Below are 12,655 nucleotides of genomic sequence, written 5' to 3'. Positions count from 1 at the left end.
CTGTCCGACGGTCGAGTTCCCGTGGGCCAGGGCCGACCCCAGGTGCAGATGGGCTCCGTGCTCACGCGCACATGACGCGCGGCGTCCCCGTGCGCGAGTGCGTGACATCCATCAGCCGAGAGGGCATTTCCGTGCCCCGCGTCGTCGCAGAACCCGATCAGGGACACTCCGGCAGTCGGGGTACCGGAGAGCCATGGGCCTCAGACCGGATCGCCGCCGGGGACGCCCATCTCCTGCACGATGCGCGTGAGGTCACCGAGCGTCGCGAAGTCGATGATGATCTGCCCCTTCTGCGCCGACATCGTCACGCGCGCTCTGGTGTTGAAGTGGTCGCCGATGCGCTGCGCTGCCTCGTCGAGATGCTCGGTCCGGGACGATGCGGCGCTCTTTCGCGGCGTGGTCGTGCGCTGGCCGCGCTGAGCCGCGGCCTCCGCCGCCCTCACGGAGAGGTCTTCATTGACGATCTTGTCGGCGAGGTGGCGCATGGCCTCCTCGTCCCCCGACGAGAGGATCGCCCGAGCGTGACCGGCAGAGAGCACGCCGGCAGCGACGCGGTGCTGGACCTCCTGCGGAAGGCGGAGCAGACGGATCGTGTTGGTGATCTGAGGCCGCGAGCGTCCCAGCCGCTGGGCCAGCTCGTCCTGCGTAATGGCGAAGTCCGCGAGCAGCTGCTGGTAGGCGCTGGCCTCCTCCAGAGGGTTCAGCTCCGACCGGTGGAGGTTCTCGAGGAGCGCATCTCGCAGCATCGACTCATCGGCGGTGTCCTTGATGACCGCGGGGATCGCGGCGAGCCCGAGCTCCTTGGTTGCGCGCAACCTGCGCTCGCCCATGACGAGCTCGTACTTCTCCTTGCCCTCGGCGTCCGCGCCCAGGGGCCGGACCACGATGGGCTGGAGCACTCCGTACTCCCGGATCGACACGACGAGCTCCTGGAGCTCATCCGGTCGGAAGTCCGTCCGCGGCTGCTGTGCGTTGGGCGTGATGTCCGCGGGAGCGAGGTTCGCCAGACGGGCGCCAGGCACCTCGACGAGCTCCGGATCACCGGACTTCGCTGGCGATCCCGCGGGCCCTCCGCCCTGGACGCCGCTCGGCGCGCCCGCGCCGACGCTGTCCGGGAAGAAGACATCGACGGGCCGGCTGCGCTCATCGGAAGTCGGGATGAGCGCTCCGATGCCGCGTCCCAGGCCGGTTCTCTTGGTTGCCATTACTTGTGCGCTCCTCGGTGTGCGATCTCCGCTGCCGCTTCCAGATAGGACAGGGCGCCAGGAGAGTTGGGGTCGTAGCTGATGACGCTCTGGCCGTAGCTGGGTGCCTCACTGATGCGCACCGATCGTGGGATGAGCGTCGTGAGCGTCTGCTGCGGGAAGTGCTCCCGGACTTCCGCGGCCACCTGCTGAGCGAGGTTCGTGCGGCCGTCGTACATGGTGAGGAGGATGGTGCTCATCTGCAGCTCCGGGTTCAGGTGCTGGGCGATGAGCTCGATGTTGGACAGCAGCTGACTCAGCCCCTCCAACGCGTAGTACTCGCACTGGATGGGGATGAGCACCTCCTTCGCAGCACTGAAGGCGTTGATGGTCAGGAGGCCGAGCGAGGGCGGGCAATCGATCAGGACGTAGTCGATGTCACGACCGGCCTCAGAGCCGAGGAACACGTCCAATGCCCCTCGGAGACGACGTTCGCGCTGGTCCAACGTGACCAGCTCGATCTCCGCGCCGGCGAGATGGATGGTCGCAGGAACGCAGAAGAGCGTGTCGAACTCGGGACTGCGTTGTACGGCTTCCGAGATCGGGACGTCGTTCACGAGGACGTCGTAGACGCTGGGGAGTTCCGTCGACCGATCGGCACCGAGGGCCGTGGACGCATTGCCTTGTGGATCGAGGTCGATCACCATGGTTCGCGAACCGGATTTGGCCAGCGCCGCAGCCAGGTTGACGGTGGACGTGGTCTTGCCCACACCACCCTTCTGATTGGCGATCGTCAGCACCCGAGTTGCGGGAGGTCGCGGGAGGATCAGACCGGCGAGTGCCTTGCGGCGTCGGCTGGTCTCCGAGATCTCCCGTGCGATCGGGCTGAGTTCGTCATCCACGAGGATCCCCCATTCGTTTGGACACGACCGTTCGTCGTCTTTCGCATCCGAGATGTTTCACGTGGAACATGGCCGTTCGTGGTGCAGGCAGGACAGTAAATAGCGCGCTGGTCAGGCTTTTCCATTGCCGGGCATGCTGGCGGGTCACGCGACGCGGGCCCTGATCACGCGGGTGACCTCCGAGACCTGACCCTCGCCCAACATGAGTACTTCCACGTCCTCCAAGTGGAACTTCCGGATGGCCTTGCTCGCCGCCTCGACCTCTCGCTCCGCATTGGCGCCCTTCATCAGCACGAGCTCCCCGTCAGTTCGAACCAGCGGCACGGTCAAGGGAATCAGCTTGGAGAACGCGCTGACCGCCCGCGCTGTCACCTGATCGAGTGTGTAGGCGCGCGCCACGTCCTCGGCCCTAGCGCGTCGGACGGCGACATTGGACAGGCCCAGGTGCTGCACCTGCTCCTCGAGCCACGCTACGCGGCGCTCCATGGGTTCGATGAGCACGAACTCGACGTCTGGGCGAGCGATGGCGAGAACCAGGCCCGGAAGTCCGGCACCGGAGCCGATGTCGCCGACGAGGCCGGGTCGCAGCAGCGGAGCGAGGAGGACCGAATTCAGGACATGGCGTGTCCACAAGCGAGGTGGCTCCAGCGGACCGATCAAGCCGAGCTCCTCACCCCGCTCCCCTAGCTGGCGAGTGAACTCGCGCGCCACGTCGATGCGATCTCCGAACAGCTCAGCGGAGACTGCGGGTTCCGCCTCGATCAGGACCTCATCGGGCATTCTTGATCCATCCTGTGGTCGTGCTTCGTCAATGCCCTGGGTCGAGCGTCATCCGGCCTGCCATCAGCTCGATCACGACGAGCAGAACCACGATCGTCCGAGTTTAGCGTCGATCGGTTGGGCCCCACGCACCTAGTAATGACCGATGGCCCCCACGAGCCCCTCCGATCCGATGGCGCCGGGCACCGAATGTTTCACGTGAAACCGAGCAGTCTTGCAGGCGGATAGGCGCCCCACTGCGACGCAGGGGCCTCGTGCTCAGACGACGGAAACCGCCTGCGCCTTGCGCCGCACTCCAGAGAGCTATGGAGACGACGATGCGGTGATCGCAGTGAGCTCTGGAGATTCCGCATCCGCCGTGGGCACAAGCGTGATGCCTGAGGTCTCGTCATGTTTCACGTGAAACATGACAGGTAAGTTCGTCAGTCCGCCTCCACCCAGCATCTCGGGCGGTCACGCACATGTATGGAAGCAGAACATCTCCCCTGATCCCACTCGAACGGATTCGTGTCCACACAGTACGTCGGTAGGTCAATGACTACACCTACCCGCGGAATGTGACGTGGAACGATCCTGACGCTTACCATCCGCGCGGCCACATCGACACAACGGCGGTCGGCCACGCGACGATGTCGCGAGTTTCACGTGAAACAGGACATCAGGATACGGATCCGAATCCGACGAGATCACCTGCGACTCGGCGAGGCTCTCGCACCCACCAGCGTGCGGATTTCACGGATTGAGCACGCACCGACGACCATAGTCACCGAAGCCGGCCGCCGACGGCATCCGGGCAAAGACGACCATCCAGACCGAGCGACGACCTTGGAGGTGCCAGCAGCACCGAGGGGGAGTGGAACGCATACGGCATGAAGATGTCGCATTGCGGTCGACGTCGGGCTACGCGTGGCCTGAGAACTTTGGTAATACGACCGTGCTATTCAATCACCCTGCATGAACGAAGGAGGCCCGTTCCATCAGGAACGGGCCTCTTCGAATTCTGCCGGGGGATCAGGCCTTGCTGATCACCGTGTGCCGGTCGCGGCCTTCGCCTTCGGACTCCGACGTGTAGCCCTTCTCCGCGACGATGTCATGCACCAGCTTACGCTCGTACGACGACATGGGCGGCAGCGACGCGCTTGCGGAGCCCGCCGAGATGCGCTCCACGGCCCGGTCGACGAGCTGCGCGAGCTCCACCTGGCGGGCATCACGCGAACCTCCCACGTCGAGGATCAGACGGCTGAACGCACCCGTCTTGTTCTGCACGGCGAGGCGCGTCAGCTCCTGCAACGCCGTCACTGTCTCCGGGTTGGACAGGAGACGGAGATCCTCGGAGTCGGCCGCGTCCACGGAGACGTACGCCCTGCCACCGCGCTGATCGATGTCGATGTCGCCGTCGAGGTCGCAGATGTCGAGGAGCTCCTCGATGTAGTCCGCAGCGATGTCACCCTCGTCCACCGCCCCTGCGCCGCCGCCTTCAGGAGCAGCCACGAGCTCTTCTGCAGACTGCGTGGGGGAGGCGTCGTCGGCGACGACGTCGGGGGTCGAGGCGTCGGTCGTGTCGCTCATCGGCTCTTGGATCCTGCCTGCTTCTTGGCACGGTTCTTTCCCACCGGCTGCTGACGCTGCGCCGGCTTGCGCTCCTCGACGACGATCGTCGACGGCTCCGCGGAGCCCTCCGGAGCCACGAGCTTGCCCTTCTTGGCCAGACGCGCCTCACGCGCACGTGCGGCCTCGCTGCCGGGCGTCGGCATGTTGCGGATGACGAGGAACTGCTGGCCCATGGTCCAGAAGTTCGAGACGAGCCAGTAGAACATGACGCCGAGGGGGAACGCGATGCCGGAGACGGCGAAGACCAGGGGGAGGATGTAGAGCAGGATGCGCTGCTGCTTGAACATCGGGCTGGCCTTGGTCTCCTCGGACATGTTCTTGGCCATGATCTGCAGCTGCGTGATGAACTGCGACGCGCTCATGAGGATGACCATGGTCGTCGCGATCACGATGACGGTGATGTTGCCGTTCGCCGTCGAGATCGCGGACTGGAGCGGCGCCCCGAGGAACACCGACTCGCCGAACGAACGCGAGAGCTGGGCGTTCAGCAGTCCGATGCCGGGGAGCTCCTCGACCGCCGCCCGGTGGAGCACCGAGTAGAGGGAGAAGAAGATCGGCATCTGCAGCAGCAGGGGAAGGCAGCTGCTGAGGGGATTGGTGCCCGTGTCCTTGTAGAGGGCCATGGTCTCGCGGGACATGGCTTCGCGGGAGAACTGGTCCCGCTTGCCCTTGTACTTGTCCTGGATCTTCTTCAGCTGCGGCGCGACCTCCATCATGCGGCGCTGGTTCTTGATCTGGCGGACGAAGATGGGGATGAGCGCCGCCCGCACCACGAGCACGAGGCCCACGATGGAGAGCACCCAGGTGGCGCCGTTGTCGGGGTCCAGCCCGAGGCTGGTCCAGAGCGTGTGGAAGCCGACCAGGATGAGTTCGATGACCCACTTGATCGGCCACAGGATCGTTCCGAGGAAGTCCATGAGGTGGTCGTTAGCCCTTTCCGTGGCTGGGTGCGACGACGAATCCGAGCCTCGTGCGTCGATACTGCGGGACCCGACGAGCGGGGACGTCGTCGATGCCGCCCTCCGCCCAGGGGTGGCATCGGCACACGCGCCATGCGGCCAGGAAGCCGCCGCGGAGGACGCCGTGCTCCTGCACGGCCTCGAGGCCGTATGCGGAGCAGGAGGGGTAGTACCTGCAGACATCCCCGTAGAGAGGGGAGATCGCACGCCGGTAGAGGGTGATCAGCGCGATCACCGCGTTCCGGGGCGCCAGGACGATGGAGGTCAGTACCCTCTTCATATCGTCCTCACGGCCCGCGTCACGGCTGACGCCATCTCCTCCTGCAGGGTAACCCACGGTGTCTGCTCCATGCCTGGCAGTACGCGGATCACGATGGACGTCCCCGGCGGGACGGTGGGCAGGAGTCCGGCGGAGACCGCCTTCAGGCGTCGCCGGACGAGGTTCCGCGTGACGGCGTTGCCGACCTTCTTCGAGACGATGAACCCGAACCGGGCAGGCGATCCCGCGGGTCCGGCCAGGGCCGAGACCACCGCGGTCGCCGTCGTCGAGCGGCGGCCCCGCCTGACGATGGTGCGGTAGTCCGCACCGCTCGTCACGCGGTTCCGCCGAGCGAGCACGTGCTACGCGGAGAGCTCGGTGCGTCCCTTGCCACGGCGGGCGGCGAGGATGGCACGGCCGGCACGGGTGCGCATGCGGAGGCGGAAGCCGTGCTTCTTGGCCTTCTTGCGGTTGTTCGGCTGGAAGGTGCGCTTGCTCACGGTGAGTCTCCACTCAGGTTGGTCCACGGGGCCGACGAGTGCGGCTGGGAAGATGGGGCAGCCTCGACAGGCTGGGTCAACTGCCTAAATCTACGGGGCGAGGGCCCTCCGGTCAAACCCGCGGACGGGATCGTGATTATCCACACGGGGAGCCGATCGGCCGGTATTGACATGCCGTCGTGGATAGGGTCGATTTGTCCTGATCCCCGACAGTGGCTACCGTGTGGCGTGGCCGCGACGCGTCGGGGATCGCCCGCGCGGTGCTGACGGCCCGTTCGCACACAGGGTGGATAACCCTGTGAGTAACTATGCTGTCCGCGGTCGCGGTACCCGGATGGTCCGCACCCTCGGAGCCTCCGGGGGCGGACGCCGCACGCTCGACCGCGACGCCCTTCCAGCGTCGACAGCAGCCCGCGCACCGTGTGGCGGCCCCGGCATCCGCCGCGGGACCGAGCCCGGCGACGGCAGATGGGGAAACATGTCCGACCGCTCCGACCCGACGCACGCGATCTGGCAGAAGGTGCTCGCCGCCCTCACGGCGGACGACCGGATCACCCCGCAGCTGCACGGGTTCATCAGCCTCGTGGAGCCCAAGGGCGTCATGACCGGCACCCTCTACCTCGAGGTCCCCAACGACCTCACGCGCGGCATGCTCGAGCAGCGCATCCGCGTCCCGCTCCTCAACGCCATCGGCTCCCTCGACGAGGCCGCCGGCGTGAGCAACTTCGCGATCGTGGTCAACCCCGAGATCGCACAGGACGCCTTCGCCCAGCACCCCGAGCCGACGACCGAGCAGCCGTACATCGAGACCCCGACCATCACCGCGCCGACGGACAACCCCGGGCTCCCGGCGTCGCCGTCGCGCGGCGACTCCCGCCTCAACCCGAAGTACGGCTTCGACACCTTCGTCATCGGCGGATCCAACCGCTTCGCCCACGCCGCCGCGGTCGCGGTCGCGGAGGCACCCGCGAAGGCGTACAACCCCCTCTTCATCTACGGGGACTCCGGGCTGGGCAAGACCCACCTCCTGCACGCGATCGGGCACTACGCGATCAGCCTCTACCCCGGCATCCGCGTGCGGTACGTGAGCTCCGAGGAGTTCACCAACGACTTCATCAACTCGATCGCGAACAACCGGTCGTCGCTCTTCCAGTCGCGCTACCGCGACAACGACATCCTCCTGATCGACGACATCCAGTTCCTCCAGGGCAAGGACTCCACGCAGGAGGCCTTCTTCCACACCTTCAACACCCTGCACGACCACAACAAGCAGGTGGTCATCACGAGCGACCTGCCGCCGAAGCACCTCACGGGCTTCGAGGACCGCATGCGGTCGCGCTTCGAATGGGGCCTCATCACCGACGTGCAGGCGCCCGACCTCGAGACCCGCATCGCGATCCTCCGCAAGAAGGCGCAGAGCGAGAAGCTGCAGGTGCCGGACGACATCCTCGAGTACATGGCCACCAAGGTCACGTCGAACATCCGCGAGCTCGAGGGCACCCTCATCCGGGTCACCGCGTTCGCGAGCCTGAACAAGACCCCGGTCGACCTCGCGCTCGTGCAGACGGTCCTGAAGGACCTCATCACGCTGGACGAGGACAACGTCATCGCGCCGGTCGACATCATCAACCACACCGCCAGCTACTTCAAGCTCACCGTGGACGACCTCTACGGGTCCTCGCGGTCGCAGGCGGTGGCCACCGCCCGTCAGATCGCCATGTACCTGTGCCGTGAGCTGACGAACCTGTCGCTGCCGAAGATCGGGCAGCTGTTCGGCAACCGCGACCACACGACGGTCATGTACGCGAACAAGAAGATCACCGAGCTCATGAAGGAGCGCCGTTCCATCTACAACCAGGTGACGGAGCTCACGAGCCGGATCAAGCAGAACCACCGCTACGGCAAGATGTGACGCCGGCGCCGCGCGTCGTCGACGCGTGGACGCCACGGAGCGCGCATGAGGGGTCGGACCGTCGGGTCCGGCCCCTTCGTCGTACCCGGGCCGTCCCGGAGGCTGCGTGCGCGACCCCGGCGGCCCGCACACGCAGCTGCCGTCCGTCGCATCCCCTGCGTGGTCATCGGTGGGCGCATGCGGGACGTCCGAGCCACCCGGAGAGCTGTGAGGACAGGGCCGGGAAGCAGCGCGCGAGCCTGGGGAAGACGCCCCGAAACCTTCGACCAGGCGTTCCCCACAGTGTGCACAGAGTGTGGATAACTGTGGAGAACCGCCGGAGCCGTTGTGGGTTCGAGGAGCCCGCCTGTGGAACCGGCTCCGTCGCGGCGACGTCGTTCCGCCGAGTCCCCAGCCTGTTCCACAGCCGTCCCACAACTTCCCGACGTGTAGTTCCCGCTCGATCGCCGGGGATCCGGGAGTTGTCCACAGATTCCACAGCGGTTAAGACTGTTGTCCTTAAAACCCTTAATCGGATGTCGCCCAAGAACCTCAGGGCTGTGGAGGGATCCGCGGTCCCGGCCGCCCCTCACGGCACGGCTAGCATTGACCGACAAATCTTCCGCTCATCGAGGGGTCCACAACGTGAAGTTCCAAGTCAACAGGGACGTCTTCAGCGAGGCGGTCTCGTTCGCCGTCAAGCTCCTGCCGCAGCGGACCACCCTGCCGATCCTCAGCGGCGTGCTCATCGAGGCGACGGAGGACGGGCTGACGCTGTCGTCGTTCGACTACGAGGTCTCGGCGCGCACGCAGATCCAGGCCGACATCGAGGAGGCCGGCCGCGTCCTCGTCTCCGGCCGCCTGCTGGCCGACATCGCGAACCGGCTGCCGAACGCACCCGTGCGGTTCACCACCGAGGACTCGAAGATCACCGTCTCCTGCGGATCCGCGCACTTCACGCTGCTCAGCATGCCCGTGGAGGAGTACCCGACCCTGCCGCAGATCTCCGAGCAGTCGGGCCTGCTGCCGGCGGAGCAGTTCGCCGCCGCCGTCGCCCAGGTCGCCGTCGCGGCGTCCCGCGACGACGTCACCCCCGTCATCACCGGCGTCCAGCTCGAGGTGGGGGAGACCAGCCTCGGCCTCATCGCCACCGACCGGTACCGCGTGGCGGTCCGGGAGATCGACTGGGACAGCGGCGACTCCACGACGGACGGCACCAGCCGCACCGCGCTGGTCCCGGCCCGCACGCTGCAGGAGATCGGCAAGACCTTCGGGCACAGCGGCACCATCTCCGTCGCCATCACCGACACCGACGACCGCCAGCTCATCGCCTTCAGCGCGGACCGGAAGACCGTGACGTCGCTGCTCATCCGCGGCAACTTCCCGCCGGTCAAGCGGCTCTTCCCCGAGACGGTCGACAACTACGCGGTCATCAACACGGCCGATCTCATCGAGGCCACCCGGCGTGTCCAGCTCGTCCTCGAGCGCGAGGCGGCGCTCCGCTTCACCTTCACCATCGACGGCCTCACCCTGGAGGCCATCGGCTCCGAGCACGCGCAGGCATCGGAGAGCATCGACGCCCTCCTCACCGGCGTGGACACCGTGGTCTCGCTCAAGCCGCAGTTCCTGCTGGACGGCCTCGGCGCCGTCCACTCCGAGTTCGTCCGCCTGTCGTTCACGAAGACGGACAACCCGAACAAGCCCGGTCCCGTGCTGATCACCAGTCAGTCGTCGAAGGACCAGGCTGGAGCAGACAACTACCGGTACCTGCTGCAGCCCAACCTGCTGCTGCGCTAGACCGCGATCAAGGAGAGAACATGCACATCGGACTCGTCGGACTCGGCAAGATGGGTGCCCGCATGCGCGCGCGCCTCGAGGCGAACGGCATCGAGGTGACCGGCTACGACACCAACCCCGACGTCTCCGACGTCGCGACGCTGGACGACCTGGCCGCGGCGCTCCCCGCCCCCCGCCTGGTGTGGGTCATGGTGCCGGCCGGCAAGGTCACGCAGAACGTCGTGGGCGACCTGGCCCGCATCCTGCAGCCCGGCGACCTCGTCATCGACGGCGGCAACTCCAAGTTCACCGACGACTTCGCCCACGCCGGCCTGCTGGCCGAGAAGGGCATCGACTTCGTCGACGCCGGCGTCTCCGGCGGGGTCTGGGGCCTCGAGAACGGCTACGGCCTCATGGTCGGCGGCCCGAAGGAGCAGGTCGAGCGCGCCATGCCCGTCTTCGACGCGCTGCGCCCCGAGGGCCCTCGCGAGGAGGGCTTCGTCCACGTGGGCGACTCCGGTGCCGGGCACTACGCGAAGATGGTCCACAACGGCATCGAGTACGCGATGATGCAGTCGTTCGCGGAGGGCTACGAGCTGCTCGCGGCGAGGAACGACATCATCAAGGACGTCACCGGCACGTTCGAGGCGTGGCAGCGCGGCACCGTCGTCCGCTCGTGGCTCCTCGAGCTGCTGGTCAAGGCGCTCAAGGAGGACCCGGGCTTCGAGGACATCGAGGGCTTCGTGCAGGACTCCGGCGAGGGCCGTTGGACCATCGAGGAGGCGCTCGACAACGCGGTGCCCATGCCCGCCATCAGCGCGTCGATCTTCGCGCGCTTCTCCTCCCGCCAGGAGGACTCCCCGGCCATGAAGGCCGTCGCGGCGCTGCGCAACCAGTTCGGCGGCCACTCGGTGCAGAAGAAGTCCTGACCACCGGATGATCGTCCGTCACCTCTCCCTGGGTGACTTCCGCAACTACACCCGCGCGGACGTCGAGCTCCTGCCCGGTGCCACCCTCTTCGTGGGCAGCAACGGGCAGGGCAAGACCAACCTGGTGGAGGCGCTGGGGTTCCTGAGCACGCTCGGGTCGCACCGCGTCTCCACCGATCAGGCCCTGATCCGCCAGGGGGCCGAGTCCGCCGTGATCCGCGCGCTCCTGCAGCACGCCGGCCGCGAGCTCCGCGTCGAGGTGCAGATCAACAGGGCGGCGGCGAACCGCGCGCAGGTGAACAGCACTCCCACGAAGCCACGCGAGCTCCCCCGGTACTTCTCCAGCGTGCTCTTCGCACCCGAGGACCTGGCCCTCGTGCGCGGCGATCCCTCCGGCCGTCGCCGGCTGCTCGACCAGCTCCTCGTCCTCCGGACCCCGCGGCTGGCGGGTGTCCTCTCGGACTACGACCGGGCGCTCAAGCAGCGGAACACGCTGCTGAAGTCCGCCCGCGCGCGCGGCATGAAGGCGGATCAGCTCGGCACCCTCGACATCTGGGACGAACGGCTGGTCGCGATCGGCTCGCAGATCATCGCCGCCCGCGGTGCCCTCGTGCAGGACCTCCAGCCGGAGCTCGCGCGGGCCTACCTCGCCGTCGCGGGCTCCGACCACGGCCCTTCCGCACGACCGGAGCTGAGCATCCTGGCCGACGACCCGGGGGAGGACGACGCCGTGGACGAGTCCGGTTCCCGGGACGGCGGTCGGTTCACCCGCACGGAGGACGTCGTGCCCGTGTTCACCGCGGCCATCGCCCGCATGCGTCCTCGGGAGCTCGAGCGCGGGCTCACGCTCGTGGGCCCGCACCGCGACGACGTGCTGTTCCGGCTCAACGGGTTGCCGGCGAAGGGCTACGCCAGCCACGGGGAGTCCTGGTCCTTCGCCCTGGCGATCAAGCTCGCCTCCGCCGAGCTCCTGCGACGGGACTCGCAGACGGGGGACCCGGTGCTGATCCTCGACGACGTGTTCGCGGAGCTGGACCAGGCCCGACGCGGCCGGCTGGCGGAGGCCGTCACGGGATTCGAGCAGGTCCTGATCACGGCCGCCGTGCTCGAGGACGTGCCGGAGCACCTCGCGGCGAACGCGGTCCACATCCGGGCAGGCGAGATCGTCGAGGGCCCCGCGGCACCCGTCGCCGACACGGCCGTCACCCCCGAGGGCGGGGGAGCGGAGTGATCCCCCGGGCGCCGGACGGCGGTCCGATGCCGGAGTCCGAGGCCGTCGCGGTCTACCGCCGGTTCCGCCGCGTGTTCGGCGACGCCTCCGTCAGGTCCCCGTCGGCGCGGAAGCGCCGGGAGCAGAAGGCCGGGAGCTCGCCCTTCCAGCCGGGCCGGGATCCGCACGCGCTCGGCAACGTGATGGACTCCCTCACGTCGCGCATGGGCTGGACGTCCTCGTTGTCGCAGGCCGAGCTGATGGCGGCGTGGACGACGATCGCGGGCGAGGAGACGGCCGTGCACTCCTCGCCGGTCGGCATCGAGGACGGTCTCCTCACGGTCGAGTGCGAGTCCACGGCATGGGCGACCCAGCTCCGGTTGATGCGCGTGGAGATCACGACGCGCATCGCCGAGCGCTTCCCCGATGCGGGCATCCGGTCGATCCGCTTCCAGGGGCCCAACGCCCCGTCCTGGAAACGCGGTCCCAGGTCGATCCCAGGGCGGGGTCCGCGCGATACCTACGGGTAGGGAGGCGAATCAGGTCACCCCCGCCACGAAAGCGCGTCAGACGGGCGGATAGGCGGTGCGGAGCGTACACCTGCGATAGAATGAGGGGTCGCCCGCAGTCCAGGACGACGGTCCCCGGATCACC

The 12,655-nt window shown here is 67.5% G+C and carries 13 protein-coding genes; 5 read left to right on the top strand and 8 right to left on the bottom strand.

All coding sequences use genetic code 11. The features are described 5' to 3' along the window. Nucleotides 1-200: 200 nt before the first annotated feature. From AC07VC_RS01625 to rpmH, 8 genes are all read right to left on the bottom strand, one after another. Nucleotides 201-1,205 carry a ParB/RepB/Spo0J family partition protein gene (locus AC07VC_RS01625; protein ID WP_494674660.1) on the bottom strand — a complete coding sequence of 335 codons (1,005 nt, stop codon included), beginning with the start codon at nt 1,203-1,205 and terminating at the stop codon, nt 201-203. Then, nucleotides 1,205-2,086 carry a ParA family protein gene (locus AC07VC_RS01620; RefSeq protein WP_317228906.1) on the bottom strand — a complete coding sequence of 294 codons (882 nt, stop codon included), beginning with the start codon at nt 2,084-2,086 and terminating at the stop codon, nt 1,205-1,207. The genes AC07VC_RS01625 and AC07VC_RS01620 overlap by 1 nt, the downstream gene beginning before the upstream one ends. A 144-nt stretch (nt 2,087-2,230) precedes the next feature. Next, nucleotides 2,231-2,866, bottom strand: a complete 636-nt coding sequence (gene rsmG / locus AC07VC_RS01615; protein WP_494674661.1) for a 16S rRNA (guanine(527)-N(7))-methyltransferase RsmG — start codon at nt 2,864-2,866, stop codon at nt 2,231-2,233. Between the two features lie 1,011 nt (nt 2,867-3,877). After that, on the bottom strand, nt 3,878-4,435 hold the full coding sequence (locus AC07VC_RS01610) for a Jag family protein (protein ID WP_494674662.1): 558 nt from the start codon (nt 4,433-4,435) through the stop codon (nt 3,878-3,880). Beyond that, nucleotides 4,432-5,394 (bottom strand): membrane protein insertase YidC, encoded by a 963-nt coding sequence (gene yidC, locus AC07VC_RS01605; protein ID WP_494674663.1) that lies wholly within the window; start codon nt 5,392-5,394, stop codon nt 4,432-4,434. Before yidC ends, AC07VC_RS01610 begins: the two co-directional genes overlap by 4 nt. 10 nt (nt 5,395-5,404) lie before the next feature. Further along, entirely contained in the window at nt 5,405-5,716 is a 312-nt protein-coding gene (yidD, locus tag AC07VC_RS01600; RefSeq protein WP_317228910.1) for a membrane protein insertion efficiency factor YidD, read from the bottom strand. After that, nucleotides 5,713-6,054, bottom strand: a complete 342-nt coding sequence (rnpA, locus tag AC07VC_RS01595; protein ID WP_317228911.1) for a ribonuclease P protein component — start codon at nt 6,052-6,054, stop codon at nt 5,713-5,715. Before rnpA ends, yidD begins: the two co-directional genes overlap by 4 nt. 3 nt (nt 6,055-6,057) lie before the next feature. Continuing rightward, nucleotides 6,058-6,195 carry a 50S ribosomal protein L34 gene (rpmH, locus tag AC07VC_RS01590; protein WP_012039665.1) on the bottom strand — a complete coding sequence of 46 codons (138 nt, stop codon included), beginning with the start codon at nt 6,193-6,195 and terminating at the stop codon, nt 6,058-6,060. A 478-nt stretch (nt 6,196-6,673) separates the two neighbouring features. On the opposite strand from rpmH, the gene dnaA reads away from it, so the two are divergent. The 5 genes from dnaA to AC07VC_RS01565 all read left to right on the top strand — a co-directional run bounded on the left by dnaA (nt 6,674) and on the right by AC07VC_RS01565 (nt 12,531). After that, nucleotides 6,674-8,107 carry a chromosomal replication initiator protein DnaA gene (gene dnaA, locus AC07VC_RS01585; RefSeq protein ID WP_494674664.1) on the top strand — a complete coding sequence of 478 codons (1,434 nt, stop codon included), beginning with the start codon at nt 6,674-6,676 and terminating at the stop codon, nt 8,105-8,107. A gap of 624 nt (nt 8,108-8,731) precedes the next feature. Continuing rightward, on the top strand, nt 8,732-9,883 hold the full coding sequence (gene dnaN / locus AC07VC_RS01580; protein ID WP_494674665.1) for a DNA polymerase III subunit beta: 1,152 nt from the start codon (nt 8,732-8,734) through the stop codon (nt 9,881-9,883). Nucleotides 9,884-9,903: 20 nt separating this feature from the next. Beyond that, nucleotides 9,904-10,791: a phosphogluconate dehydrogenase (NAD(+)-dependent, decarboxylating) gene (gene gnd / locus AC07VC_RS01575; RefSeq protein ID WP_104289495.1), complete on the top strand. Its 888-nt coding sequence runs from the start codon at nt 9,904-9,906 to the stop codon at nt 10,789-10,791. 7 nt (nt 10,792-10,798) lie between these two features. Next, complete coding sequence (recF, locus tag AC07VC_RS01570; RefSeq protein WP_317228914.1) at nt 10,799-12,022, top strand: DNA replication/repair protein RecF; 1,224 nt, start codon at nt 10,799-10,801, stop codon at nt 12,020-12,022. Beyond that, nucleotides 12,019-12,531, top strand: a complete 513-nt coding sequence (locus AC07VC_RS01565; protein WP_094114640.1) for a DciA family protein — start codon at nt 12,019-12,021, stop codon at nt 12,529-12,531. The genes recF and AC07VC_RS01565 overlap by 4 nt, the downstream gene beginning before the upstream one ends. The last annotated feature ends 124 nt before the right edge of the window (nt 12,532-12,655 follow it).

The sequence above is a fragment of the Clavibacter sp. GW821-FHT01D01 genome (genome assembly GCF_059422605.1).
The sequence above is the reverse complement of the archived record's forward strand: the minus strand, read 5'-3'. Positions and strand labels throughout refer to the sequence as shown.